The organism is Kitasatospora sp. NPDC058170, assembly GCF_042883905.1.
Classification (GTDB): domain Bacteria; phylum Actinomycetota; class Actinomycetes; order Streptomycetales; family Streptomycetaceae; genus Kitasatospora.
Window position 1 is genome coordinate 297,330 of sequence record NZ_JBHVUV010000003.1, and the last position, 24,243, is coordinate 321,572.

Consider the following 24,243-nt stretch of genomic DNA (forward strand, 5'->3'; position numbering starts at 1 on the left):
TAGCGTCATCTCATCACCTAGCGGCGCTAGATCCCAGGAGGGGTCATCATGCTCGACGCACTCAAGGTCGTCACCATCGTGATCGTCGGAATGCTGGTGGGGGTGGAGTTCTCGGTCGCCTTCGTCATCAACCGGATCCTCGGCGCACTGCCCGAGGACAGCAACCAGCTCGGCCGCGCCCACGGGGGCCGGATGCTCGGCGCCCTGATGCCGTTCTGGTACATCGGCTCGCTCGTCCTCGCCGCCGCCTGGGCCGTCGCGAGGTGGCAGCACCCCGGCACCGGACTGGTCGTCACCGGCGCCGGGCTGCTGGTCCTGAGCGTGGTCATGTCGGTCCTGCTGCTCGTCCCGATCAACAACCGCAGCAAGACGTGGACCCCCGAGAACCGGCCTGCGGACTGGAAGGAGCAGAGCGACCGCTGGGACCGCTACCACTACGCCCGCGTCGCGGTCCTGATCGCCGCCTTCACCCTGCTGGCCGCCGCCGCCCTCGCCTGAGCCCGCAGGACGGGACCGCGCGGCCGGCCCGCACTCCCCGATGACTCCGATCGGTCGACCCGGTCGGCGGGAGCGGCCCGGCTGTGCGGGGATGGGTACTGCGGTGCGCGGAACGTTCGTACACGCACCCGAGTGCCGGCCCGGCCTCACCCCCACACCACGGAGGAACCATGCGCCACCCCGCGACCCGTCTGCGCACGCGAGTGCCGCTGGTGGGACTGTCCGTGCTGGCGATGACCGTGCTGCTGCCCTCGGTCGCGGCCGGGGGCGGCAGCGACCGCTACGAGTGGGCCGCGCTGGGCGACTCCTACACCGCCGGCCTCTTCATCGGCGACCCGCGGCCCCCGCTGGGCAGCCCCGCGCGGGACGGGTGCGATCGGAGCGCCGGCGCCTATCCCGACCTCGTGGAGCGGGCGCTGGCCGCCCGCCCGCCGGACAGGCCCGTGCACCTGACCGACGTCAGCTGCGACAACGCCGCCATCGGCAACATCACCCGCGAGAGTCAGCAGCCGACCAGCCAGGTGCAGCCCCCTGACGGGGACCCAGCCGGGTGGCCCGTGGTGGATCCGCAGCTCCGGCGGGCCCGGCTCGGTGACCGCACCGACGTCGTCACCGTCGGCATCGGCGCGATCAGCCTGCCCTTCGGCGAGTGCCTCGACCTCAGCCTCGCCCACCTGTCGTGCGCGGAGTACTACGCGAATCCACCCGCAGGCGTGGAGGGCCTCGACGCGAAACTCGCCAGGATCCGCGACGCGTACGGCCGGATGCTCGGCGCGATCCACCGCGCCGCACCGCACGCCAGGGTCGTCACGGTCGGCTACCCGGCCATCCTGCCGGAGCGGGGCAGCGCCTGCGGCGGCGGCCCCACGCAGCTCGGCCCGATCAGCCCCGCCGACATCGACTGGCTCCGCGAGGACGCGCTGAAGGCCATGAACACGATCATTCGAACGGAGACGGCGAAGCGCGGCGACCGGTACGTCGACCTCTACACCTCCAGCGTGGGCCATGACGTCTGCGCACCCGAGGACACCCAGTGGATCGAGGGCATCTGCGGCGACGCCGAGCCCTTCTGGCCGGCCGCAGTGCCCGGCGGCCTGCCGTTCGACTGCGCCGCCATCGGCAAACGCGCCACACTCCTGCACCCCAACGCCAGGGAACACGCCAACGCCGCCCCCCTCGTCGAACGCGCCGTACGCGACGCCCTCCTCGAAGGCTGACGGCCTCCCACCGCTCCGCCCGCACGGCACAGTGAGGGGCGACCCGCAGGTCCGAAAACCAGAACGGCCGGTCGGATCCGAGGATCCGACCGGCCGTTCTCTGTGTGCGCGAGGGGGGAGTTGAACCCCCACGCCCTTTCGGGCACTGGAACCTGAATCCAGCGCGTCTGCCTATTCCGCCACCCGCGCATCTGGGTGATGAGGTAAATCGTAGCCCATCCGCGCGGGTGCTCCGAACCAGTTACGCCGAGGCCGCCGAGGTCAGCGGGCGATCTGCCCGACGATCCAGTCGATCAGCTTGCCGGAGATGTGACTGTGCTCGGTGTTGTCGTCGTCGAAGGCGACGTCGTCCAGGTGTCCCTGTTCGAGATCGGCGTCGGTGATGGAGAGGTTCACGTTGACGTTCCACTGCACCGGGTCGAAGTCCAGGGCCGCCGCACTGACGGACGGCACGAAGGCGCCGCTGCGGTAGTCCTCGATGATCTTCGCCTTCAGCGCGTCCGCGACCTTGCCGAAGGAGTCCAGGGTGCCGCCGGGCGCCCCGTCCAGCGCCGGGACCTCGGTGGTGGAGCTGCGGCGCAGCTCCAGGCCGAGGTGCATGCCGCCGATCTTCTGCTGCTCGCCCTTCTCCGGCTGGAAGCGGGCCGTGGCGCTGGCGATCAGGGCCTGCCAGTCGAAGGCGATCTCGCCCGCCGGCAGCGGACGGCCGACACCGTCGCGCCGGCCGTTGGAGACACCGAGCTTGCGCGGGATCGCCGGGAAGTTGCCGAAGCGCTGGAGGTCCGCCAGGAACTCCTTGCGCAGCGGGCTGGAGGTGGCCACCGGCCCCGAGTACTTGGAGTTCTCCACCCAGGCCCAGAGCAGCTGCTGCGCGGCGGCACTGCGGATCAGGTCGGCCTGCTTGACGCCGTCGGGCCCGGCAGGGGTGAAGTCCTCGAAGAAGTAGGCCATCTGCTGGAGGACGAGCGGGATCCACGCGCCGTTGTGCGGCGTGTCGTAGGAGAGGTACGTCTCCGTCTCGTGGTCCATCTTCATGGTCTCCAGCTTGGCGAGCGCGAAGCGGGTGATCATCCCGCCCATGCTCACCCCGCCGACGGTCAGCATCGCTTTGCCGACCCGCTCCTCGATCGCCCGGAAGATCGCGGCGATCGCGACCTCGGCGTTCGCCTGGATGTGGGTGTGCCGCTCCTCGAAGCCGACCAGCACGATGTCGAAGCCCTGACCGAGCAGCTGGTCGAAGAGACCGGGATTGCCGTCATAGGGCTGGTTGAAGTAGGCGAACAGCCCGGGGAGGTCACTTCGGCCGTAGTTGAAGCCGTCCGCGAAGATGAACGGCCGCCGGAGGCCGAACTTCGAGTTGGCGTAGTAGACGGCCGCCTGGCCCGTCGCGACCTGGCCCTTGTACTCGGCGCCGGTCAGATCCCAGACCACATCGGCCTGCCGCCCGCCCGCGCCCGCACGCTCCAGTGCGGAGGTGAACCACACCTCGGGCGCCAGCGTGGCGGCGAGCTCCGCCTTCTCCGCCGAACTGGGCTCCGCCTGGCCCTCCTTGAGGGTCAGCGCTACGTCGATCCGGGGTTCCTGTGCCATGACTACCGCCTCGGTCTAGTCGAACAGGGATCATGTGCGCACAGTTGGTGACCGTAACCGTTCGGTTACGTAGCGCACCAGCGAAACACGCAGCGTGATCGAAACTGTTCAGCCGGGATCGAGGGGTGACCGGAATCGACAGACTGGTCAGGCGGGGAAGTCGCCGGCCCGGACGGCGTCGACGAAGGCCCGCCAGGCGGAAGCGGGGAAGACGAGCGCCGGGCCGTCGGGGTCCTTGGAGTCACGCACCGGTACGAGACCGGGGAATCCGGGGGCCACCTCGATGCACTCGCCGCCGTTGTCCCCGCTGTAGCTGCTCTTGCGCCAGGTGGCTGAGTCGATCCTGGTACTCGTCATCCCGGCACTCCTCCATCACATCGCTGATCAGCGCCAGAGACTCGCTCGATGAGAGCAGGTCCGCCCGCAGCACATCATAGGTGCGCCGGTGTGCAGCAACGATTGACGGATCGTCGCTGAAGTGACCGCGATCCAGGCTCTCCGAGTAGACCCATTCACTCCCATCAGGCATGGACAACATCGTCATGGACGTTCCGGGCCGCCTCGCAGCAGCACGCTTGAAGGGAGCAATCTGGATGGCGACATTGGATCGCGCGCCCATGGAGAGCAGATGCTGCATCTGAATCCTCATGTCTCGCGGGCTACCGACAACCGAGCGAATGGCACTTTCGTGCAGGACCGCAAGCAGCAGCGGCCCATCCGGCTCAAGGAAACGCTGCTGCCGACTTAGCCGGGCCGCTACACGCTCCTCGATCAGCGCAGGATTGTCCCGTGCGTCGCCGATCGAGAACAACGCACGGGCATAGGCCTCACACTGCAACAGCCCGTTGATTCGGACGTATTGGAAGACCCTTACTGCAGAGGCCTCCGCCTCCAGGTCCGCATACTTCTGGAACCAGTCGGGATGCTCGACGTCCGCATGCCAGTCGATCCGCTCGTACAGCCGGGCAAGCAACCCCCCGGTCCGCAGAGCCTTGTCCGCGTCCTCCAGCAGCTCGACCGGGAACTTGCGCTTGCCGCCCTCGGACTTCGTGATCACCGTCCGGTCGCAGTGCAGGAGTCTGCCCAGCTCCTCCTGCGTGAGCCCTGCGGCCTCTCGCGCGAACCGCAGCTCCTCACCGAACAGTTCGGCCGAACTGGCGGTCGGACCCGAGCGCCCCTTGCGATGTGACATCCCCGCCCCCTCTCGTGGCGGGACCCCCCGTCACTCCGAATCGGTCGTCACCGTACCTCCGCCCCCTCGATCATTGATACCGGAACGCAGTCAATTACTTGCACTGCGTGAGGCCGCGCGCCCTTTCGTGAGCCGTTTCCACTCCCCCGCATCCCATCCGCCCCGGAGGTCGCCCCGCCATGTCCGAGAACTGCGCCAACCCGCTCCCCTCCCGACCCTCCCGACCTCCCCTTCCCTCCCGCCCGACCCGGCGGCCCCGGGTGTTCGCCGCCCGGCTCGACCGGCGGTGCGAGTCCACGCCGCTGGCCCGGCTGATGCTGCGGGCCTACCTCACCGGGCTGCCGCGCGGCGAGCGCTACTCGGACATCGGCGAGCTGCTGCTGGGCGAGCTGTTCGCGAACGCCGTCCAGCACGCCGACACCCCGCCGGACCGGCTGGTGGAGATCCGCTTCATGCTCGTCGGCGACCGCCTCCGCATCGAGGTCCACGACGCGGGCAGCGGGCGGCCCTCCGTCCACGCCGCCTCGGACGAGGAGGAGCGCGGACGCGGCCTCTTCCTCGTCAACGAGCTCGCCGAGCGCTGGGGTTGCTGCCCGCGGGCGGGCGGGATCGGCAAGTTCGTCTGGGTGGTGATCGCCCCCGCCCCGGGCTACACCGAGCTCTCCTTCGGCCGGGCCGAGGACCTGCTCGCGGTCTGAGCGCGGAGCGTCGGGGGCGGCAACCGGCGGCACTGCCCCGGAGGCCCGCCCACGTTCACCCCTCGCCGAGGTTCAGAACGAAGTCACCTTGGGTAACTCCCGCCGCACCGAACGTATCCAGTGGCGATGTGAGGAAACCCCATGGGCGATCAGCAGCAGGCCGTACCGGAGCCGTACGAGGAGGCCGACCTCATCTTCCACGGCGGCGAGATCGAGACGGTCGCGGCCGGCGCCTCCGAACGGCCGGAGGCGGTCGCGGTCAAGGACGGCGTCATCGTCTTCGTCGGCAGCCACTCCGAGGCGCTCGGCTGCTGGCACGGCCCCCGGACGACCGTGCGCGACCTCGAAGGCCGGGCCCTGCTCCCGGGGTTCATCGATGCGCACGGCCACCTCGGCGGCATCGGGCTCCAGGCCACCATCGCCAACCTGCTGGCCGCGCCGGACGGCGACGTCACCGACATCGCCTCGATCCAGCAGAAGCTGCGGGCCTGGGCGGAGACGGAGGTCGGGCGGGAGTCGGAGTGGATCATCGGGTTCGGCTACGACGACGCGATCCTCGACGAGAGGCGCCACCCCACCCGGGACGACCTGGACGAGGTGTCCACCACCCGGCCGGTGCTGGCGATCCACCAGTCCTTCCACCTGGGCGCGGTGAACACCCTGGGGCTCGCGGCGCTGGGCTACAGCTCGGACACCGACGACCCCGAGGGCGGCGTCATCCGCCGCCGGGAGGACGTCGTCGCCGAGCCGCACGGCGAGCCGGACGGGGTCCTGGAGGAGACGGCCTTCAACCCCGCCTCCGCCGCGGGCATGGGAGGCCTGCCGCAGGCCGCGCAGATCGGGCTGTTCGCCAAGGGCGCGCAGTCGGCGGCCTCCTTCGGCTTCACCACCGTCCAGGAGGGCGGCGCCACCCTGGCCAACCTCGCCGCGCTGCGGGAGATCGCCGCCGCCCTGCCCTTCGAGATCGACGTCGTCGCCTACGCGCGCGCCGACCAGGCCACCGCGGCGGTGCTGGACCGGGACGCGGACGGGGATCCGGTCGGGGCGAGCCCGGAGTACGTGAACGGCGTGCGGGCGGCGGGCGTGAAGATGTACCTCGACGGCTCCCCGCAGGGCCGGACGGCCTGGCTGACCAAGCCGTACGAGAAGCCGCCGGCGGGCAAGCCGGACGACTACTGCGGCTACCCGACCATCCCGCACGACGAGGTCGTCCTGCGGCAGGTCCGCACGGCCTACGAGCAGGGCTGGCAGGTGCTCGCCCACGTCAACGGGGACGCCTCGATCGACCAGTTCATCGGCGCGGTGACCGCCGCCACCGCGGAGGCCGGGCCCGGGGACCGCAGGACGGTCGCGATCCACGCGCAGACCGCCCGCGAGGACCAGATCAACGACTTCGCGCTGCTCCGGATCATCCCGTCCTTCTTCTCCATGCACACCTTCTACTGGGGCGACTGGTACCGGAAGACCGTCCTCGGCGAGGAGCGGGCCGCGAACATCTCCCCGGCGCGCTGGGCGCTCGACCGGCGAATGGCCTACACCTCGCACCACGACGCCCCGGTGGCGCTGCCCAACTCGATCGCCATCCTGTCCAGCCAGGTCACCCGCCGCACCCGCACGGACAAGGTCGTCCTCGGGCCGGAGCAGTGCGTGTCCGCGCTGGACGCCGTCCGCTCGATCACCATCAACGCCGCCCACCAGTACTTCGAGCAGGACCGCAAGGGCAGCATCGAGGTCGGCAAACTGGCCGACCTGGTGATCCTCAGCGCCAACCCGGTGACGCTCGACGACCCGGAGGAGATCCAGCACATCAAGGTCGCCGAGACCATCAAGGCCGGCCGGACGGTCCACCCCGCGATCGGCGTCCGCACCGCCGCCCACCTGGCCGGACCGACCCCGCCGGCCGACTACCAGTGGCACTGCAGCTGCTGATCCACGCCCCGGGGCGGCAGCGGTCCCCACCGGCCCTGCTGCCCCGCCGCCGGCCGGTGAGGCCGTGATGTACTGCACCAAGACCGTTCGTACGAGCGACACTTGGGGGCAGCATGTTTCGCAGCAACGACCGGCGCGAGTTCAGGATCCCCACCCCGCGGGAGCTGGCCGAGGAGTACGGGGAGCCGATCGCCGAGGTGCGGGACGCGCCGGCGCAGTGGCTCACCCTGTTCGGACAGCAGCGCTCGGACGGGTTCCTGCGCTGCCTCGACCTCAACTACCACGCCGACCGGGAGCTCGTCGCCGTCGTGCAGACCTCCCGGCCCGTGCCGGAGAGCCACTACCTGCAGGTCTCCTCCAGCGCCGAGGCCGAGCTCCGCGTCTTCCTCTCCAACTCGGGCCGCCGGGACCCGGATCCATTCCGGGACACCTTCACGCCCGGCCACCGCAGCGTCGACATCTCCGTGGCCGGGGCCGTCACCACCGTCGAGGCGATCACCTCGGACGGCTGCGTCGGCGCCCAGATCCCCTGCGGCAGCGGCTTCCTGACCATCGCCACCACGGACGCCCTTTGGCCCGTGGTTGCCGACCTCGTCCTCCGGCCGCCGACCGACTACTGAAGCTGCCGGTCACACCATCAGCAGGCCGACCCCGACCAGCAGTGCGGTGCAGACCAGGGCCGCGACGATGACGACGGTCCGGCTCCCGGCACCGAGGAAAGGGCCGGACAGGGCCTAGCTGAGGACCCCCCTGGTGTCGGCGGTGATGCGCAGCGTGGCGAGCCACTGCCGGCAGTGCTCGCAGGGCAGCCGCTTCTCCCAGGACCGGGTCGGGTAGCCGCGCGCGTCCATCGCGGCGATCACCGCGCCCCTGACCATCTGCTGCGCGGGGGCCGGCGGGACGGTGACGCGGATCACCCCGGTGAAGTCCTTCACCACGTCGCTCGCGGAGGCGTAGTTCCGGCTCGTCACGAAGGCGTCCAGGGCGTGGACCTCGGCGCAGCCGGTGAGGGTCCAGTCCTCCACCGACGTCACCAGCCTCCTGATGAGAGCGTCGGTGACGGCCGACACCGCCCCGCCGTTCTTGCCCCGGTAGGCCACGCCGTCGATCACCAGGATCGACTTGACCTTCGCCTGGTCACCGCCGGGGGCCTGATGCCCGATGATGTCGCGCAGGAGCCCGCTGAGCACCTCCTGGTTGGTGGCGGGTGCCTGTGCCTGCTGCTGCGCCGGGGCCGGTTGGGCGGCGACGTCGGCCGAGGCCTGCTCCTTGAGTCGGGCCCGCAGCCGGTCGCGCAGGTCGCGGAGCGCCTCCCCCGATTCGCCGCCTTCACCGCCGAGCCAGGCGAGGACGAGCCGCATGGCGTCCCGGCCGTTCCGGCCTTCGTGCCCGGTGGTCAGTCGGCGGATCTCCGCGACCAGGGCCGTGAGGGCGACGCGCTGGCGGTCGGGGAGGTCGTCGTCGTTGAGCGGGTTCCCCTGCTGGAGCTCGACGATCGCGCGTTCGGCGAGCCCGGAGATGAGCAGCAGCTCGGCACGGCTCTGGTCGTCGTCCAGGACCGGCGCGGGCCCCACGTGCTTCGGGCGCTGCGCGAAGGCGCGCTGTTCGGCGGTCAGGCCGCGGAGGACGGCGTCCAGGCTCTTGGCGAGCTGGACGGCACGGTCGGGTCTGCGGGGTTCTTGGTACATCCTGGTCTCCCACCTGTGGCGAAGGAGTCGCGACGATACTCCGCGCGCCCGGCGGACATGCCGATAATCCGTCAACACCATTCGAACGATGGGCCGTTGTGCCGCTGTCGGATCAGACAGTCCCGAGCCCGCCGCGGTGGTGCTGCGCTACTACCAGGACCTGCCCGAGGGGCAGGTCGCGGAGGTGCTGGGCCCCTTCGTGATACCGGAGAACCCGACCGCCACCGCCTGCCCGCCGTCGAAGGAGGCCGACCCGCGGCCGACCCCCTGGGCGCGGCAGCTGCAGCGCGCCGGGTACGCCGCGCGCCCGCAGCCCTCCGTGCGCGAGCTTCTGGTGGCACCGTTCCCCGCACCCGGCTCGCGGCTGCGGTGCACCTTCGGCCTGTCCCCCGCGGTGGTGCACCGGCTGGCGCGCTGGTCCGGCTGGGGCGGGCCGCTGCTGGTCACCCTCCTCGCCGGGCTGCTGCGCTTCCGGCAGCTGGGCAGCCCGCGGGCGGTCGTGTTCGACGAGACGTACTACGCCAAGGACGCCTGGTCGATGCTGCGGCTCGGCTACGAGGGCAACTGGCCGGACCACCTGGTCGCCGACCCGCAGATCCTCGGCAGCCCCCAGGTGGTCCCGCTGTCCGACACCGGGGCCTTCGTCGCGCACCCGCCGACCGGCAAGTGGGTGATCGCCCTCGGCGAGTGGATATTCGGCCTCACCCCGTTCGGCTGGCGCTTCATGACGGCGGCGCTGGGCACCCTGTCGGTGCTGATGCTGTGCCGCATCGGGCGCCGCCTGTTCCGCTCCACCCTGCTGGGCTGCCTGGCCGGGGCGCTGACGGCGGTGGACGGCCTGCACTTCGTGATGAGCCGCACCGCGCTGCTCGACCTCTTCGTGATGGTCTTCGCGCTGGCCGCGTTCGGCTCCCTGCTCCTCGACCGGGACCGTACCCGGGCCCGACTCGCGGCCGCCCTGCCGGTCGACGGGGCTGACGGGGCCGGACGGGGTGCCCACCCGGGCGGGCACCCCGGCGACCGCGCCGGGACGGGTCTGCGGCCCTGGCGGCTCGCGGCCGGGCTCTTCCTCGGGCTGTCGGCCTCGGTCAAGTGGAACGGCCTGTACTTCCTGGCCTTCTTCCTCGTGCTCACCCTGCTGTGGGACGCCGGCGCCCGCCGCACCGCGGGGGCTCACCGCCCCTACCGCGCGGTCCTGCGCAGGGACGGTTGGTCGGCACTGGCCCTCGCCGCGGTCGCCGCCCTGACGTATCTGGCCATCTGGGCCGGCTGGTTCCTGTCCGACCAGGCGTACGGCCGGAACTGGGCGGACGGCCGCGGCGGCACGTGGTCGTGGATTCCGGCGCCGCTGCGCAGCCTCTGGCACTACGAGTACGGGGTGTACCAGTTCAACGTGGGGCTGCGGTCGCCCCACTCGTACGAGTCGAACCCGTGGAGCTGGCTGGTCCTCGGCCGTCCCGTGCTGTTCCACTACACGCAGGCGGAGCCCGGCACGGCCGGCTGCCACACCACGGCCCCCTGCGCGCAGACGATCCTCGCCCTGGGGACCCCGCTCCTGTGGTGGTCGGCCTGCTGATCGGCTGGAACTTCGCCCACTTCTACCCGATCTACACCGGGCAGACCATCCCGTACGCCGACTGGCGCGCCAGGCTGTGGATCGGCACCAGGTTCTGAGGCCCCGTGAGGGCCTAGTGCCGCGACTCCCGGCCCCGGAAGGTCCGGCGGTACTCGCGCGGGGCCACGCCCACCCGGGCCGTGAAGGCGGGGCGCAGCGAGACCGCCGAGCCGAAGCCGCAGCGGACGGCGACGGCATCGACCGGGAGGTCGGTCTCCTCCAGCAGCCGCTGGGCGGCGAGGACGCGCTGCTCCAACAGCCAGCGCAGCGGCGTGGTGCCGGTGGCGGCGGCGAAGCGCCGGGCGAAGGAGCGCTCGGACATCAGGGCCAGACCGGCCATCCGGCGGACCGTCCACGGGGTGTCCAGGGCGGCCAGGATCCCGGCGCGGGCGCGGGCCAACGGGTCGTCCCCGCCGCCGGTGTCCTCCGGGACGGGGGACGGGATGAACTGGGCCTGGCCGCCGGCCCGGAAGGGCGCGGTGACCATGGCGCGGGCGATCGTGGCGGCCGCGTGCTGGCCGTGGGCGAGGCGCACCAGGTGCAGGCAGAGGTCGATCCCGGCGGCCACCCCGGCGGAGGTCCAGAGGTCGCCCCCGCCGGTGAACAGCACCTCCGGGTGGACGTCCACCGCCGGGAAGCGGCGGGCGAGTTCCGCCGCGAGCGCCCAGTGGGTGGTGGCCGTCCGGCCGTCCAGCAGCCCCGCCTCGGCGAGGACGAACGCGCCCGCGCAGAGCGAGGCGATCGGCACCCCCTGCCCGTGCGCGGCCCGCAGCGCCGCCAGCACCGCCGGATCGCGCGGTGCGCCGGGGTCCTCCACGCCCGGGACGACGATCAGGTCGCACTCCGACAGTCCGTCCAGTCCGAAGTCCGGCGTCCGCTCCAGCCCGCCGCCGAGCCGTACCCGGGAGCCCTCCGGCCCGCAGATCCGCAGCTCGAACGGCGGCACGCCGACCCGGGTGACCCGGTCCGCCCACACCTCGCCGATCACGGCGTAGTCGAACGGCCGTACCCCGTCGAAGATCAGGCACCCCACAATCCGCATGGCGGAAATCTATCGATGGGTGGCGCCGGGACCCATCACGGGCGGCCCGCCGTGCGCCACAGGATGGAGCCATGACCAACACCAGTGCATTCGACGCCCCGCTGACCATCGACGCCGACGCCGTCCTCGTCGTGATCGACGTCCAGAAGGGCTTCGAGGACTACGCGTTCTGGGGCACCCGGGACAACCCCGAGGCCGAGCTGCGGATCGCCGAGCTGACCGACGCCTGGCAGGCCACCGGCCGCCCGATCGTGGTGGTGCAGCACGCCTCCCAGGCCGGGCCGCTGGTGCCGGGGACGCCGGGGTACGAGCTGAAGGACGCGGTGGCCGGCGTCGCCGCGGACCTGCACATCACCAAGCCGGTGAACAGCGCCTTCTACGGCACGCCCGACCTGCACGCCTGGCTGCAGCAGCGGGGTGCGCGGCAGGTGGTGATTATCGGGATCATGACAAACGTGTGCAACGAGACCACCGCGCGGATGGCGGGCAACCTCGGGTACGACACGGTGTTCCCCACCGACGCGATGCACACCTTCGACATGACCGGCCCCGACGGGGTGACCGTGCCGGCGGCCGAACTCGCCCGGGCCACGGGCACGGTGCTGCACGCGATGCGGTTCGCCAAGGTGGTCACCACCGGGGACGTGCTGGCCGCGGCCCGGGCCGACCGGCCCGCGGTGGTCGGCGCGTCCTGAACGGACCGCCGGACCGGGCAGCCGATCGGCTCCGGCGTGCCCCGGCCCGGTCACCCCTCCGGGCGCAGGGCCCGCCAGATCCGCTCGGGCAGCACCCGGGAGGCCTCGGCGAGGTCGATGTCGTACCCGCCGGACAGCCAGCGGCGGGCCGTCTCGGCGACCGGTCCGAGCAGCAGGACCTCCAGCAGCGGCTCGGGGACGGGTGCGATCTCCCCGGACTCGATTCGCGGACGCAGCAGGGCCGCCAGACTGCCCAGTTTGGCCGCCCTGGCGTCCCGGATCTCCTCGGTGTGGGCGGCGAGGTAGCCGGAGTTGGCGGAGGCGTGCAGGAAGAGCGCGGCGTCGGGGTGCTCCCGGGTGAAGCGCAGGTAGGCCTGGACCAGGGCGCGCACGGCGGTGCGGGCGGTCCTGGTCCGGCGCACCGAGGCGATCATCTCGTCGAAGAGCCGCTCCAGGCACCGGGTGTAGAGGGCGGCGGCGAGGCCGTCGAAGCTGCCGAAGTGGTGGTACAGGCTGCCGAGGCTGACCCCGCTGGCCGTGGCGACCGCGCTGACGGTGAACCCCTGCCGGCCCGATTCGGCGTACACCTGCAGTGCGCCGGTCAGCAGGCGCTCCACGGTGACTTCGCCCCGCTGCTGTTTAGCGGCCATGGCCGGGTCGCTTCGTCGACGTCATGGCGGCAGATCGTAGCGGTACCGGTAACTGAAAATCTATTCTAGAAAGTGGCACCACATCGGACAAGACCGGCGGCGCACCCGGATTCAACCCTGCTGCCCGGTTGAGTCGGTGACTGATGATCAGGGATGCCCGGAGGCGCCCGGAGCCGTTCGGGAGTCGCGCCGACAACGCGGCGGCCCCGCACCCTGCGAGCAGGTGCGGGGCCGCCGTCGGGCGAGGGGCGGTCAGCCCTTCTTGGTGGCGAAGTTGTACATGCCGGCCGCCACGTCGTCCAGGTACGGACCGGCCTGGAAGCGCGGCTCCTGGTCGTGCTGGCCGATCGAGACGTTGCTGACCAGCGCGGGCTTGCCGTCCTTGGTGGTCAGCCAGCCGCCGCCGCTGGAACCGCCCGTCATGGTGCAGCCGATGGCGAGCATCGACGGACGGCTCGGCTCGAAGGAGAGCCGGGTCGGCTTGCCGCTCTCGCAGCGGTTCAGCTCCATGCCGTCGAACGGGGGCGCCGCCGGGTAGCCGTACTCGGTGATGCTCAGCTGCTCGCGCGGGGCGTTGAACCAGGGCTGGATCGCGCCGCCGACCGTCTCCTCCAGCGACTTGCCGCCGTCGGTCTCCGGCTTCACCCGCAGCAGGGCGAAGTCGTAGTGCGTGGCGGGCGAGCCCGTCTCGCCGCCCTCGGCCTTCCACACCGGGGAGGTGAAGGCCTGCACGCCGTTCCACTGGCCGAACGGCGCGTACTGCGACTGCTCGGCCTGCTTGCGGCCGCTCACGGAGCCGTTGCTGTTGAAGTTCGGGATGAACTCGAAGTTGGCGTAGAAGGCGCCGCCCTTGCCCTGGTGGACGCAGTGGCCGGCCGTCCAGACCAGGTTGCTCTTACCGGGGTGCGCGGGGTCGGACACGACCGTGCCGGAGCACACGTGGCGCGAGCCGCCGGTCTTGCCGGGCTGGGTGCCCGGGTCGTCGAAGAAGAGCTTCCCCTCCCACCCGAACTTGGTGTACGGGTGCGGCACGGCCTGCGCGTTGATGGTGCTGGGCAGCGGGTCGTTGCCGTTGTCACCGGGCTGCTTGGGAGCCGGGGTCGCCGGGGCCTGCGTGGCCGGGGCCTGGCTCGCCGGGGCCTGGGTGGCGGGCGGCTGGGTGGCGGGCGGCTGGGAGGCCGGAGCCTGCGACGGCTTCTGCGAGGGCGCCTGGGACGGCGCCTGGGAGGCCGGCTGCTGGGTGTTCGACGGCTTGACGGGCGCCGACGGCTGCCCGGCCGGCGGCTTGCTCGCCGGGGCCTGGGTGCCCGGGGCCTGGGTCGCCGGCGGCTGGCCGCCCGGCTTCTGCGGCGGCGCGGCGACCTCGACCGGCTTGGCGCTGAGGAGCTTCTCCAGGTCCCAGTAGCCCTTGGCGGCGGCCGGGATGGCGTAGTCCTTCGCCCACTTCTCCCAGTCCTCGAAGCTCCACTTCTTCAGGTCGTCGAGGTTGGTCGGCAGGGCGGCGGCCGCGGCGCCGACGGCGTTGGCGGTGTCGGCCGAGCTGTTGTCCGGCCCGCAGGCCGAAGTGGTGGCGAGCACGGTCAGCGCGAGCGCGGACGCCCCGAGGACGGCGCGGGCACGGCGCTTGGTTCTACGCGACGTAGACATGAACGTTTGGTTCCCCCTGTGAAATGAACGCCCGACTCCGTCGTGACGGCTCGGGTTCTGCGCGGGGGAGTATTCCATCCACCGTCAGCGGCCTGTCCGGCAGGGCCCGCTAACGGCCGACGGCACCGTCCAGCTGCTCACGGATGATGTCGGCGTGGCCGGCGTGCCGGCCGGTCTCCTCGATCATGTGGACCAGCAGCCAACGCATCGACGGCGCTTCGGCGTTGGGGCGCAGCGAGCGGACACCCGGGCGGTCGAGAGCGCCGGCCGCGGCGGCGGCGACCTCGTTGGCGCGGGCGATCGCCGCGCGGTAGGCGGTGACCGACTCCCGGACCGTCTCGCCGCCGGTCGAGGGCGCGTCGTCGTCCCACAGGTCGACGTCCTCGCCCTGGTAGGCCCAGAGGAACCAGTTCAGTTCGACGGCGGTGAGATGCCGGACCAGCCAGAGCAGGCTGGTGCCGGACGCGACGCCCGGCCGCCCGGCCTCCTCGTCGGAGAGGTCGGCGAGCTTGCCGATGACGGCCTCGCGCAGGTAGTCGAGGAAGGTCAGCAGCGTGGTCTGCTCGTCGGCGTTGATCCCGGGCGGGCGGACGTCGCTGCGCCTGCGCGCTTCGGTGCTGTCGGTCATGCGTGCCAGCCTAGGCCGTGCGTCCGACGGCCTGCACGGCTTTGCGCCTGTGCGCCTGTGCGCCTGCGGTTCTGACCGCCCCCGGAGCGCGGCGGAACCGGTCAGGCCGCCGACATCTGGCGGCGCGTCACCACTTCTGGTCGCGGAGCCAGTCGGCGAGGTGGCGGGCACAGTCGTCGACCGACTCGCGCCAGGTGTGCCCGGCGCCGTCACCGGCCTCGTCGCTGACGTGCTTGACCAGGCGGACGGGCAGCCCGGCCCGGTGGGCGACGGCGGCGACGGCGTAGCCCTCCATGTCGACCAGGTCGGCGTGCTCGGCGAGGCGGTCGCGGGCGGCCGCGTCGGAGACGAAGAGGTCACCGGTGGCCAGCACCGGGCCGTCACCCTTGCCGACGACCAACGGCGCGCCGTACGTGCGTCCGGTGAGCTCGAACAGCGCGGGGGTGTCGATGTCGTGCTGGATCACCTGGGTGACGGTGTGGGTGCCGGCCCAGCCCGGGCGCAGCGCGCCGGCGGTACCGAGGTTGACCACCTCGGACGGGTGCCGGTCGCCTGCCAGGACGGTGGCCAGTGCGGCCGCCGCGTTGATCTTGCCGATGCCGGTGAGCAGGACCGGCAGTTCCTCGCCGAGGTACGCCGCCTCCTCCCGGACGGCGACGACGAGCAGCGGGCGGTCGGCGGAGATCGTTCCAAGCAGTCGCATACCGCCCATGGTACGGAGCACACCCCGGATGCCCGGGATGCACACAAGCGGACCCCGCGGCTCCGACCTGTCGGGGGAACCGCATAGGGTGCAATCCGCGTCGACCCGGTCGTCGCCCGCGCGCCCGGCCGGGCGGCGGACCGCGACGGCGGCCGGCGGGACCGCTCGGCACAGGGACGGCGCGGCACGGAACAGCGCGACACCGCACGGCACCGTAGAACGGCTCAGCACGGCACGGAACAGCGCGACACGGCACGGCACTGCACGGCGGGGACGGCGGGGGACGGCCCGGTACGGCACGGGACGGCGGCTGGCCCCGCTCACGAATGCTCAAGATCGGCGCAACTCGGGTGTGGCCGCAGGGAGTGACGGCCATACTGCTGGCAACGGCCGGGCCCGGATGACGGGACGGCCACAGGGGAGGGTGAGGCGGGTGGCGACACCAGTACGTACGGAGGGGTCGGGCACGGCGGTGCCGGCACGGCGCGGCGGCCCGGCCGCGGTCCGGCACGGCGGCGCGGCGGTCACCGGGGCGGCCGGACTGCGCGCCCGCCTGACCCGGGCCGGACGGACCGCGCCAGGGCGGCTGCGGCTGGCCGGGGCGCTGCTCGCGGTGCTCACCGTGGCATTCGGCACGCTCACCGCCTGGCAGGTCAACTCCCGGGCGCAGGCGGCTCAGCAGGTGGTCGAGTACAGCCAGCCGCTGAGCCAGGCGGCCGCCGACATCCACCGCTCCCTCGCCGACGCGGACACCACCGCGGCCACCGGCTTCCTGCTCGCGGGCGCCGAGCCGAAGGAGGTCCGGCAGCGGTACGAGACGGACCTCGCGACGGCCTCCCGGCTGATCGCCGAGGCGGCGGCGCGCACCACCGCCTCCTCCCCCGCCCAGGGCTGGCTCGCGACCCTCAACCAGCAGGTACCGGTCTACGCCGGGCTGGTGGAGGGCGCGCGGGCGGACAATCGGCAGGGCTACCCGCTCGGCGGCGCCTACCTGCGGTACGCCTCCGAGCAGATGCGCACCGTGCTGCTGCCGGCCGCCGCGCAGCTGACCGCCGCCGAGAACCAGGCGCTGGCGGACGACTACGCCGCGGCCGAGGCGGTGCCGTGGGCGGCCTACGGGCTGGGCGTGCTGACGCTGGCCGCGCTGGTCTGGGTGCAGCTGGGGCTGTTCCGGCGCACCAACCGGGTGTTCAACATCGGACTGCTGGGCGCGACGGCCGCCGTGCTGGCCGGGGTGCTCTGGCTGACGGTGGCCGGGCTCGGCGCGCGCGGCGCGCTGCAGGACAGCGAGAGCCGGGGCGCGGCCCCGCTGCGGGCGCTCAACCAGGCCCGGGTGGACGTCCTGACCGCCCGTCTCGCGGAGAACCTGCACTTCGTCGCGCGCGGGTCCAGCACCAAGTACGCGGACCTGTGGGCGAAGACCACCGAGCACCTGTCCGTCACCGACGCTCCGGCCGGCCGCGCACCCGGCGGCACGCTGCCGCAGGCGCTGCTGCTGGCGCCGCCCGAGGCGCGGCCCCGGATCGAGGAAGCCCAGCGGCGGTACCAGGAGTGGCGCGACCGGCACCAGGCCGCGAGCAAGCTGGAGAACGTCGACGCGGACTACCAGGGCGCGCTGGACGCCACCGTGACGGTCAGGGGGGCGGACGTGCCGAAGACCGCCGACGCCTCCTTCGACGCGACGGACCGGCAGCTGGCGACGGCCGCCGACATCGAGCTGAAGAAGTTCCAGGACGCGGCGAAGGGCACCGACGGGGACCTGCGCACCGCCGCCGCGGCGGTCGCGGTGCTGGCCCTGGTGGCCGCCGCCGCGGCGGTGCGCGGCCTCGGCCGGCGCCTGGCCGAGTACCGGTAGAGGGGGAGGAAGCATGATGCGCAAGGGAACCGTACGGGCCCGTTCGGCGGCCGCCGTGGCACTGCTGGCGTCCTGCGCGGCGGTGCTCGGCGCCGGCAGCCCGCAGGGCGCCGCCCTGCCCGCGGCCGCGCCCGGACAGGCGGCACAGGCACTTCAGGCACCGCGCCAGGAACAGGCCGACTGCGACGTCTACCGGAGCGTGCCGCCGGGCACCGAGGACGGCCCGGCCGTCAAGGCGATCAAGGCCAAGCGCAGCCTGGTGATCGGCGTCGACCAGAACAGCTTCCGCTGGGGGGCGCGCAACCCGAACACCGGCGCCATCGAGGGCTTCGACATCGACGTCGCCAAGGCGATCGGCACCGCGATCATGGGCGACCCGGAGAAGGTGACCCTCAAGGCGGTGCCGACCGCCGAGCGGATCAAGTTCATCCAGGAGGGCCGGGTCGACCTGATCGTCCGGACCATGACCATCACCTGCGCCCGGCTGGAGCAGGTCGCCTTCTCCAAGCCGTACTTCACCACCAGCCAGCGGGTCGTGGTGCCCAGGTCCTCCCCCGCCAGGACCATCGACGAGGCGGTGGACGGCAAGACCGTCTGCGCCGCGTCGAGCTCCTCGGCGGAGGACGAGCTGAAGATCCGGCCGAAGGTCGGGAAGATCGTCACGGTGGAGAACCATTTGGACTGCCTGGTGCTGATGCAGCTCGGCAAGATCGACGCGACCATGACCGACGACGGGCTCGCGGCCAGCCAGGCGGCCCAGGACCAGACCGTCCGGGTGGTGGACGGCGAGGTCCGACCGGCCGTCATCGGCATCGCGATGCGCAAGAACGACACCGATCTGACGGCCCGGGTGAACAAGGTGCTCGCCGACTACTACGCGAGCGGCGCCTGGCGGGCGGGCTACGACCGCTGGCTCAAGCCGTACATGCTGAACGACGCCGACCACTACTGGCCGGTGCAGCCCTGACCGGCCGGCCGGCGGACGCCGCGGTGCGCGCCCCGACGGGCGCGCGCCCCTGACGGACCTGTGACGGGCCTGTGACGGCCGGGCCGGTCCGGGCTGTCGGGCACCCGCTAGGGTCGGTCCGGGTCGACCCGGACCGCGGCAGTCGACGCAGGACGACGGCAGGACGACAGCAGGACGACGGCAAAAGCGGCAGGACAGAGAAGGGGAGACGGCGTTGGCGGCATCTGCTGGCCCGGTACTGAGCCGGGAGGAGGTGGACCGCGCGTTGGCGCGCCTCGGCGCGGAGCGCGACGCGGTCGAGTCCGCGCTGCTCTCGCTCCAGGACCACCCCGGGCTGCGGCTGCTCGACGGCGCCGGACTGACCGGCCGCACCGAGGAGCGCTGGACCGTCGCCGGGCAGGGCCTGCCGCTGCTCTGGGCGCTGTTCGACCGCTACTCGGAGGCGCTGGCCTCGGCCCGGGCCGTACGCGCCCGCAAGGCCAAGCCCGGCGGCCCCGAACTCGCCGAGCTGAGCGAGCTGCTGACCGGCCCCGCCGTCACCGTGCCCGGCGGCGCCCTGCCGGACGGCCCGCAGCTGCTCGGCGCGCCCGCCAAACTGGTCGAACGGGTCAGCCTGGACGACCTGATGACCCGGATGAACGCCTGGTACGCCACCGTGCTGGAGGTGGTGAGCGCCGCCGACGCCGTCTGGTCGGCGCTGCCCGCCCGGATCGACCTGCTGCTGGCCGAGCTGCACCGGGTCCGGACCCTGGCCGCCTCGCTGGGCGTGCGCGAGGGCGCCCACCCGCTCGGCGACGACCTGGTCGGGCTGGACACCGACCTCAACGAGCTGCGCGACGAGGTGCGCAGCGACCCGCTGGCCCTCTGGCGCCCGGCCAGGGTGCCCGCCCAGCGCGGCACCCGACCGGACGGCACCGCGCTGGCCACGCCCTCCGGGGTGGTCGACACCGAGCGCTTCAACCGGGCCGGGCGGGCGCTGGACGGCATCCGGCTGGAGCTGGAGAGCATGCTGCGGCTGCGCGACGACGCCGAGGAGCGGCTGCAGGGCGTCGGCGACCTGCTGCAACGGGCCGACGCCACCCTGGCGGAGGCCCGCCGGGCGCGCGGCGAGGTGCTGGCGAAGATAGCCGCGACCGAGGTGCCTGCGGTGCCAGGACCCGCCTCGGCACTGCGCGAACGGATCGTGGTGGCCCTGGAGTTGCGCCAGAGCGGCCAGTGGTACCGGCTGGCGCCGCTGCTGGACGCGCTGGAGGACGCGGCCGCCAAGGAGCTGGCCCGGGCCCGGCAGGCGCTGACCGAGGTGACCCAGCCGCTGGCCGTCCGGGCCGAACTGCGCGGGCGGCTGGACGCGTACAAGGCGATGGCCGCCCGGCTGCGGGTCGCCGAGGACCCGGAAGTACTCGAACGGTACGAGAAGGCCCGCTGGCTGCTCTGGAGCGCGCCCTGCGACCTGCGGGCGGCGGCCGGCGCGGTGGCCCGCTTCCAGCAGTCGCTGCGGCCCGCGCAGAGCGGGCCGTCCGGCGGCGGGCCGGTGGACGGACAGGCACTGGAACACGGACTGGGGGGCTGAGGACCATGGGCGAGGCATGCGTACAGCCGGACTGCACCGGCGGGACGATCGACGCGGACGGCTACTGCACCGACTGCGGACTGGCACCGGCGGGCTCGGCGCCCGCCGGCAGCACCACATCCGCCGAGGCCACCACCTCGGGCAAGGCCACCACCTCGGGCGGGACTTCGGCGTCGGGCAAGGCGTCGGCGTCGGCGTCGGGGAAGGCCAAGGCCGCCGCGGTCGCGGTGGCCCCCGGCTCGCCGTGTCCGCGCGACTGCACCGGCACGATCGACGCGGACGGCTACTGCGACGAGTGCGGCCTCACCGCGCCCGGCGGCGACACCGGCATCACCCAGCCGTGGGTGCCCTCCGCCCGGGTCTCCCCGGACTCGGCGCGCTCGACCCGCACCGGCTCCGCCCGCACGATGTCCGGCCGCTCCCGCTCGCACCGCTCCACCCGGACCGGCAGCGGCCGTTCGGTGTCCGTGCGCAGCAGCCGGGGCAGCGCCACCGCGGGCACCCGCAACCGCATCGGCGCCGGCCTGGTGACCGTCCCGACCGTCCCCGCGGCGGACCCGGCGGCGGCCGTCCTGGCCAACCCGGAGGTGCCGGAGCGCAAGCGGTACTGCTCCAAGTGCGAAGCCCCGGTGGGCCGGTCGAAGAACGACACCCCCGGGCGCCCGGACGGCTTCTGCACCAAGTGCGGTACGCCGTACTCGTTCACGCCCAAGCTGCGCCGGGGGGACCTGGTCGGCGGGCAGTACGAGGTGGTGGGCTGCCTGGCGCACGGCGGGCTCGGCTGGATCTACCTGGCGGTGGACCGGCGGGTCAACGACAAGTGGGTGGTGCTGAAGGGCCTGCTGGACACCGGGGACGAGGACGCGCTCGCGGTCGCCGTCGCCGAGCGCCGCTTCCTCGCCGAGGTGGACCACCCGAACATCGTCCGCATCATCAACTTCGCCGAGCACCCGGACCTGCGCACCGGCGCCACCGACGGCTACATCGTGATGGAGTACGTCGGCGGCAAGTCGCTCAAGGACATCGCCAACGAGCGCCGCACCCCGGACGGCCGGCGCGAGCCGCTGCCGGTCGAGCAGGCGATCGCGTACGCGCTGGAGGCGCTGCCCGCCCTCGGGTACCTGCACAGCCGGGGCCTGATCTACTGCGACTTCAAGATCGACAACGTGATCCAGAGCGGGGACACGCTCAAGGTCATCGACATGGGCGCCGTCCGCCACCTCGACGACGACGGGCCGATCTACGGCACCATCGGCTACCAGGCCCCGGAGATCGCCACCGACGGCCCCTCCCCCGCCTCCGACCTCTACACCGTGGCCCGCACCCTGGCGGTGCTGACCTTCGACTTCCAGGGCTACAGCACCACCTACCGCGACACCCTGCCCGGGCCGGAGTCGGTCCCGGCCTTCGCCGAGTTCGAGTCGTACTACCGCTTCCTGGTCCGCGCCACCGACCCGGACCCGGCCCGCCGCTTCGGCTCCGCCGAGGAGATGGCCGACCAGCTCACCGGCGTGCTGCGCGAGGTGCTGGCGCTCCAGGACCGGCAGCCCCGGCCCGCCCTCTCCACCCTCTTCGGCCCGGAACTGCGCGTCGTCGACACCGAACTGGTCCTCCCGACGACCCAGCGCGGCACGCTGCGGGTGGCCGGCCTGGACCCGGTGGCCGCCGCCCTGGCCCTGCCCGTCCCCCGGGTCGACCCGGCCGACCCGAACGCGGGCTTCCTGGCCACCCTGCTCGCCGCCGACCCGGCGGAGGCCCTCGCCGCGCTGGCCGGCGCACCGGCCGACTCCGTCGAGCGCCGGCTGCGCGAACTGCGCGCCCACCTCGAACTCCGCGCCCGGGCCGACGCCGACCGGACCCTGACCGCGCTGGAGAAGGACCACCCGGACGACTGGCGGGTGGTCTGGTACCGCGGCCTCGCCGCCCTGGTCGACGCGCCCGCCAAGCCGCAGGGCGGCGACCCCGCCGAGGAGAAGCTGCGCGCCGCCGCCGAGGCGTTCGACGCCGTCTACGACGCCTTCCCCGGCGAGAGCGCCCCGAAGCTCGCCCTCGCCATCTGCGCCGAGCTGCTCGGCGACGGCGCCGACGCGACCGAGCTCTACCGCCTGGTGTGGACCACCGACCAGGCCTACCTCAGCGCCGCCTTCGGCCTGGCCCGGGTGCTCCTCGCCGACGGCGACCGGTCCGGCGCCGTCCGGGTCCTGGAGTCGGTGCCCGCCACCTCCAGCCAGTTCACCGCCGCCCGGATCGCCGCCATCCGGGCCAGGCTGCGCGAACGGCCCTCCACCGACCCGCTCGGCGCCGACCTCGGCGCCGGCTCCGAGCAGCTCACCACGCTGCGCCTGGACGACCGCCGCCGCGAGGAGCTCTCCGTCGAGGTGCTCGGCGCGGCGCTCGGCTGGGTGACGGCCGGTTCGCCCGGCGAGACCGGCCTGGCCCGCACGACCGGCGTGGTCAGCGTGCTCGGACGGCCCGCCGTCGAGCGGGAACTACGGCTCGCGTTGGAGCAGTCCTACCGGGTACTCGCCCGGTTGGCCGACCGGGCCGAGACCAGGATCGAGATGGTGGAGCGGGCCAACCGTGCCCGCCCCAGGACGTGGGTGTAGCAATGCCGCAGCAGACCGTGTGCCCGAGCTGTTCCAAGCCGCTGGACCCGGAGGACGTGTACTGCGGCTTCTGCGGGTCGAGCCGGGACGGCCGCCCGGCCCCGGGCGCGATGCCCGCGAGCTGGTCCGCCGCCCAGGGGCCGGCCGGCCAGGGCTCCGCGGCCCGGGGCCCCGCCGGCTCCGGCGCGGGCCACCCGGCGACCGTCCCCGCCCAGTCCGCCGGGGCGCCGGGCGGACCCGCCTGCGTCCACTGCGGGGTGCAGCTGGTCACCGCCGACGGCTACTGCGAGGCCTGCGGTCACGCGCAGCCGCGGCCCCGCGACCACATGGAGAAGTCCCTGGCGGGCGTCGCCGGGGTCAGCGACCGCGGTGTTCGCCACCACCGCAACGAGGACTCCTTCACCGTCGCCGCCACCTCGCTGCCCGGCGGCGAGCCGGTCGTGGTGGCCGTGGTCTGCGACGGGGTCTCCTCCTCGGACCGGCCCGACCAGGCCTCCGAGACCGCGGTCGACGCCGCGTCCGAGTCGCTGCTGTCCGCCCTGGAGGCGGGCCGCGACCCCGAGCCGGCGATGCGTCAGGCGGTGGCCGACGCCGCCCTCGCGGTGGCCCGGCTGGCCGGCACCGGCGCCGGGCCCTCCCGGCCCGACCTCAACGCGCCCGCCTGCACCTTCGTCAGCGCGATAGCTTCCGGCGGCCGGGTCACCATCGGCTGGGTCGGCGACACCCGGGCGTACTGGATCCCGGACGACCGGGTGTCCGCCGAGCCGTTCCGGCTCACCCAGGACGACTCCTGGGCCGCCCGGATGGTCGAGGCCGGACTGATGGGCGAGGCCGAGGCGTACGCGGACCCGCGCGCCCACGCCATCACCGGCTGGCTCGGCGCGGACGCCGAGGAGGTCGTCCCGCACACCCTGGACTTCACCCCGCACGTCCCCGGGGTCCTGCTGGTCTGCACCGACGGCCTGTGGAACTACGCCGAGGCCGCCACCGACCTGGCGTACTACGTGCGGGCCGACGCCCGGACCGAACCGCTCGCGGCGGCGCAGACCCTGGTGAAGTTCGCGGTCGCGGCCGGCGGGCACGACAACATCACCGTCGCCGTGCTGCCGATCGACCCGCCGGCCGCGCCGGGCGGGGCGGACGGGGCCGACGACGCCCGGACCGCGACCGCGCTCGACCTCCCGGTGCTCGGGGCCGCCGGGTACCAGGACGAGGACGAGGACCACGCGCCGACCCTGCCGGACCTGCCGGTGATCGGCTCGGCCGCCGCGCCGCTGCCCCCGGCCCCGCCCGCGGCGCCCCCGGCGCCCCCGGTGCCCCCGCGGCCCCCGCAGCCGCCGGCCCGCTGACCGAACCGCCGCCGCCGAACCGCCGCCCCGATCCACAGAGCCGATCCGCCGAACCGCAGACCTGACCGACCGGCCGCCCGGCCGACCGCCGACCGAAGCGCGCC

The 24,243-nt window shown here is 73.2% G+C and carries 20 protein-coding genes, 1 tRNA gene and 1 pseudogene; 12 read left to right on the forward strand and 10 right to left on the reverse strand.

Annotation, left to right across the window (positions count from 1 at the left end; translation table 11 throughout):
* Positions 1 to 48: 48 nt before the first annotated feature.
* Together ACFVVX_RS05845 and ACFVVX_RS05850 are read left to right on the forward strand one after the other, a co-directional pair.
* Positions 49 to 498 (forward strand): anthrone oxygenase family protein, encoded by a 450-nt coding sequence (locus ACFVVX_RS05845; protein WP_387941801.1) that lies wholly within the window; start codon positions 49 to 51, stop codon positions 496 to 498.
* A gap of 170 nt (positions 499 to 668) precedes the next feature.
* Complete coding sequence (locus ACFVVX_RS05850) at positions 669 to 1,715, forward strand: SGNH/GDSL hydrolase family protein (RefSeq protein WP_387941803.1); 1,047 nt, start codon at positions 669 to 671, stop codon at positions 1,713 to 1,715.
* Positions 1,716 to 1,820: 105 nt separating this feature from the next.
* Here ACFVVX_RS05850 and ACFVVX_RS05855 read toward each other — a convergent pair.
* From ACFVVX_RS05855 to ACFVVX_RS05870, 4 genes are all read right to left on the reverse strand, one after another.
* Positions 1,821 to 1,904: transfer RNA gene (locus ACFVVX_RS05855), tRNA-Leu, on the reverse strand.
* A gap of 72 nt (positions 1,905 to 1,976) precedes the next feature.
* Positions 1,977 to 3,305 carry a hypothetical protein gene (locus ACFVVX_RS05860; RefSeq protein WP_387941805.1) on the reverse strand — a complete coding sequence of 443 codons (1,329 nt, stop codon included), beginning with the start codon at positions 3,303 to 3,305 and terminating at the stop codon, positions 1,977 to 1,979.
* 147 nt (positions 3,306 to 3,452) lie between these two features.
* Positions 3,453 to 3,584 carry a DUF397 domain-containing protein gene (locus ACFVVX_RS05865; protein WP_387941807.1) on the reverse strand — a complete coding sequence of 44 codons (132 nt, stop codon included), beginning with the start codon at positions 3,582 to 3,584 and terminating at the stop codon, positions 3,453 to 3,455.
* Positions 3,547 to 4,497, reverse strand: coding sequence for a Scr1 family TA system antitoxin-like transcriptional regulator (locus ACFVVX_RS05870; protein WP_387941809.1), 951 nt, complete (start codon positions 4,495 to 4,497; stop codon positions 3,547 to 3,549). The genes ACFVVX_RS05865 and ACFVVX_RS05870 overlap by 38 nt, the downstream gene beginning before the upstream one ends.
* A gap of 179 nt (positions 4,498 to 4,676) precedes the next feature.
* On the opposite strand from ACFVVX_RS05870, the gene ACFVVX_RS05875 reads away from it, so the two are divergent.
* From ACFVVX_RS05875 to ACFVVX_RS05885, 3 genes are all read left to right on the forward strand, one after another.
* Positions 4,677 to 5,195, forward strand: a complete 519-nt coding sequence (locus tag ACFVVX_RS05875; protein WP_387941811.1) for an ATP-binding protein — start codon at positions 4,677 to 4,679, stop codon at positions 5,193 to 5,195.
* Positions 5,196 to 5,336: 141 nt separating this feature from the next.
* Positions 5,337 to 7,124: an amidohydrolase gene (locus ACFVVX_RS05880; RefSeq protein WP_387941813.1), complete on the forward strand. Its 1,788-nt coding sequence runs from the start codon at positions 5,337 to 5,339 to the stop codon at positions 7,122 to 7,124.
* Between the two features lie 113 nt (positions 7,125 to 7,237).
* On the forward strand, positions 7,238 to 7,744 hold the full coding sequence (locus ACFVVX_RS05885; RefSeq protein WP_387941815.1) for a hypothetical protein: 507 nt from the start codon (positions 7,238 to 7,240) through the stop codon (positions 7,742 to 7,744).
* A gap of 114 nt (positions 7,745 to 7,858) precedes the next feature.
* Here the strand turns inward: ACFVVX_RS05885 and ACFVVX_RS05890 are convergent, their stop codons facing one another.
* Positions 7,859 to 8,812, reverse strand: coding sequence for a hypothetical protein (locus ACFVVX_RS05890; protein ID WP_387941817.1), 954 nt, complete (start codon positions 8,810 to 8,812; stop codon positions 7,859 to 7,861).
* Between the two features lie 199 nt (positions 8,813 to 9,011).
* Here ACFVVX_RS05890 and ACFVVX_RS05895 point away from each other — a divergent pair.
* Positions 9,012 to 10,486: pseudogene (locus tag ACFVVX_RS05895) on the forward strand (dolichyl-phosphate-mannose--protein mannosyltransferase).
* 14 nt (positions 10,487 to 10,500) lie between these two features.
* Here ACFVVX_RS05895 and ACFVVX_RS05900 read toward each other — a convergent pair.
* The gene (locus tag ACFVVX_RS05900) at positions 10,501 to 11,469 is read right to left on the reverse strand and encodes a GlxA family transcriptional regulator (RefSeq protein WP_387941819.1); all 969 of its coding nucleotides are present in this window, start codon (positions 11,467 to 11,469) and stop codon (positions 10,501 to 10,503) included.
* Positions 11,470 to 11,540: 71 nt separating this feature from the next.
* Here ACFVVX_RS05900 and ACFVVX_RS05905 point away from each other — a divergent pair, with 71 nt between their 5' ends.
* Positions 11,541 to 12,164, forward strand: coding sequence for a cysteine hydrolase family protein (locus ACFVVX_RS05905; RefSeq protein ID WP_387941821.1), 624 nt, complete (start codon positions 11,541 to 11,543; stop codon positions 12,162 to 12,164).
* Between the two features lie 50 nt (positions 12,165 to 12,214).
* Here ACFVVX_RS05905 and ACFVVX_RS05910 read toward each other — a convergent pair whose 3' ends face one another.
* The 4 genes from ACFVVX_RS05910 to ACFVVX_RS05925 all read right to left on the reverse strand — a co-directional run bounded on the left by ACFVVX_RS05910 (position 12,215) and on the right by ACFVVX_RS05925 (position 15,792).
* Entirely contained in the window at positions 12,215 to 12,814 is a 600-nt protein-coding gene (locus ACFVVX_RS05910) for a TetR/AcrR family transcriptional regulator (RefSeq protein WP_387941823.1), read from the reverse strand.
* Between the two features lie 252 nt (positions 12,815 to 13,066).
* Entirely contained in the window at positions 13,067 to 14,461 is a 1,395-nt protein-coding gene (locus ACFVVX_RS05915; RefSeq protein WP_387941825.1) for a hypothetical protein, read from the reverse strand.
* Between the two features lie 109 nt (positions 14,462 to 14,570).
* The gene (locus ACFVVX_RS05920; RefSeq protein ID WP_387941827.1) at positions 14,571 to 15,089 is read right to left on the reverse strand and encodes a DinB family protein; all 519 of its coding nucleotides are present in this window, start codon (positions 15,087 to 15,089) and stop codon (positions 14,571 to 14,573) included.
* 127 nt (positions 15,090 to 15,216) lie between these two features.
* Complete coding sequence (locus ACFVVX_RS05925) at positions 15,217 to 15,792, reverse strand: nucleosidase (protein ID WP_387941829.1); 576 nt, start codon at positions 15,790 to 15,792, stop codon at positions 15,217 to 15,219.
* Positions 15,793 to 16,225: 433 nt separating this feature from the next.
* Between ACFVVX_RS05925 and ACFVVX_RS05930 the strand changes: the two genes are divergently transcribed.
* The 5 genes from ACFVVX_RS05930 to ACFVVX_RS05950 all read left to right on the forward strand — a co-directional run bounded on the left by ACFVVX_RS05930 (position 16,226) and on the right by ACFVVX_RS05950 (position 24,139).
* Complete coding sequence (locus tag ACFVVX_RS05930) at positions 16,226 to 17,647, forward strand: hypothetical protein (protein ID WP_387941831.1); 1,422 nt, start codon at positions 16,226 to 16,228, stop codon at positions 17,645 to 17,647.
* Positions 17,648 to 17,660: 13 nt separating this feature from the next.
* Positions 17,661 to 18,614: a glutamate ABC transporter substrate-binding protein gene (locus ACFVVX_RS05935; RefSeq protein WP_387941833.1), complete on the forward strand. Its 954-nt coding sequence runs from the start codon at positions 17,661 to 17,663 to the stop codon at positions 18,612 to 18,614.
* 214 nt (positions 18,615 to 18,828) lie between these two features.
* Complete coding sequence (locus ACFVVX_RS05940) at positions 18,829 to 20,184, forward strand: hypothetical protein (RefSeq protein ID WP_387941835.1); 1,356 nt, start codon at positions 18,829 to 18,831, stop codon at positions 20,182 to 20,184.
* A gap of 5 nt (positions 20,185 to 20,189) precedes the next feature.
* Positions 20,190 to 22,790, forward strand: a complete 2,601-nt coding sequence (locus tag ACFVVX_RS05945) for a tetratricopeptide repeat protein (protein ID WP_387941837.1) — start codon at positions 20,190 to 20,192, stop codon at positions 22,788 to 22,790.
* A 2-nt stretch (positions 22,791 to 22,792) separates the two neighbouring features.
* Positions 22,793 to 24,139, forward strand: coding sequence for a PP2C family protein-serine/threonine phosphatase (locus tag ACFVVX_RS05950; RefSeq protein ID WP_387941839.1), 1,347 nt, complete (start codon positions 22,793 to 22,795; stop codon positions 24,137 to 24,139).
* Positions 24,140 to 24,243: the final 104 nt, after the last annotated feature.

Coding starts and splice junctions, on each gene's coding strand:
- ACFVVX_RS05890 (WP_387941817.1), bottom strand. CDS start 8,812: ATGTACCAAGAACCCCGCAGACCCGACCGTGCCGTCCAGCTCGCCAAG.
- ACFVVX_RS05860 (WP_387941805.1), bottom strand. CDS start 3,305: ATGGCACAGGAACCCCGGATCGACGTAGCGCTGACCCTCAAGGAGGGC.
- ACFVVX_RS05950 (WP_387941839.1), top strand. CDS start 22,793: ATGCCGCAGCAGACCGTGTGCCCGAGCTGTTCCAAGCCGCTGGACCCG.
- ACFVVX_RS05915 (WP_387941825.1), bottom strand. CDS start 14,461: ATGTCTACGTCGCGTAGAACCAAGCGCCGTGCCCGCGCCGTCCTCGGG.
- ACFVVX_RS05870 (WP_387941809.1), bottom strand. CDS start 4,497: ATGTCACATCGCAAGGGGCGCTCGGGTCCGACCGCCAGTTCGGCCGAA.
- ACFVVX_RS05875 (WP_387941811.1), top strand. CDS start 4,677: ATGTCCGAGAACTGCGCCAACCCGCTCCCCTCCCGACCCTCCCGACCT.
- ACFVVX_RS05905 (WP_387941821.1), top strand. CDS start 11,541: ATGACCAACACCAGTGCATTCGACGCCCCGCTGACCATCGACGCCGAC.
- ACFVVX_RS05935 (WP_387941833.1), top strand. CDS start 17,661: ATGATGCGCAAGGGAACCGTACGGGCCCGTTCGGCGGCCGCCGTGGCA.
- ACFVVX_RS05880 (WP_387941813.1), top strand. CDS start 5,337: ATGGGCGATCAGCAGCAGGCCGTACCGGAGCCGTACGAGGAGGCCGAC.
- ACFVVX_RS05945 (WP_387941837.1), top strand. CDS start 20,190: ATGGGCGAGGCATGCGTACAGCCGGACTGCACCGGCGGGACGATCGAC.
- ACFVVX_RS05850 (WP_387941803.1), top strand. CDS start 669: ATGCGCCACCCCGCGACCCGTCTGCGCACGCGAGTGCCGCTGGTGGGA.
- ACFVVX_RS05845 (WP_387941801.1), top strand. CDS start 49: ATGCTCGACGCACTCAAGGTCGTCACCATCGTGATCGTCGGAATGCTG.
- ACFVVX_RS05885 (WP_387941815.1), top strand. CDS start 7,238: ATGTTTCGCAGCAACGACCGGCGCGAGTTCAGGATCCCCACCCCGCGG.
- ACFVVX_RS05900 (WP_387941819.1), bottom strand. CDS start 11,469: ATGCGGATTGTGGGGTGCCTGATCTTCGACGGGGTACGGCCGTTCGAC.
- ACFVVX_RS05920 (WP_387941827.1), bottom strand. CDS start 15,089: ATGACCGACAGCACCGAAGCGCGCAGGCGCAGCGACGTCCGCCCGCCC.
- ACFVVX_RS05910 (WP_387941823.1), bottom strand. CDS start 12,814: ATGGCCGCTAAACAGCAGCGGGGCGAAGTCACCGTGGAGCGCCTGCTG.
- ACFVVX_RS05925 (WP_387941829.1), bottom strand. CDS start 15,792: ATGCGACTGCTTGGAACGATCTCCGCCGACCGCCCGCTGCTCGTCGTC.